Below are 562 nucleotides of genomic sequence, written 5' to 3' on the forward strand. Positions count from 1 at the left end.
CCGTGAAGCATCGAGCTCCATTCGCCGAGCCGGATGATGCCGCTCGAAAAGTCACCGTTCCAGGCCTCGGAGACGGAAAACTGCGCCAGCATTTCCTGATTGTGATGGGTCAGATCAAAGGAGCCAGGCGTGAGCGGGGCGGCAACATTGGCTTTGGCGATCTTGAACAAATGGGGTTCCCCGTGTCGGGCGCAGTTCAATGCAGCGCACTCGTGCGGTGTGACGAAAACATCTTCATGCGCACCGGTCATCATGTCCGGCCGTGAGCAGAATTGCGGCGCCGCCGGTGCGGAACCCTTTCATGCTCTTCTCAAAAATTCTGGCGCGGAATGCTCTGCAGCCGGTGTCATTTGCAAAATACGGTCTTCCGCTGGCGGGCGGAAAAATATCGTCATGCACTGCAATTCGCAGCGCGGATTTATAGGCAGTTTTTGAGAGGCGGCAAATGCTTTTTCGGGGGTAATCCGCAACGCGAAGGATGCGATATATTGCATGCTTCTATAAAAGGTAGCAGAAATCAAAGTAAAAAGTTGCCCGTTTCGCGAGATGTAAACGGTTACGC

The 562-nt window shown here is 54.1% G+C and carries 1 protein-coding gene; it reads right to left on the reverse strand.

From position 1 onward, the window contains the following. Nucleotides 1–299 precede the first annotated feature (299 nt). Nucleotides 300–562 (reverse strand): hypothetical protein (locus tag AC1DIX_RS27610; protein ID WP_477328518.1); only part of this gene is annotated, 263 nt, incomplete at its 5' end.

This window comes from Massilia sp. 05N420 (assembly GCF_056397205.1).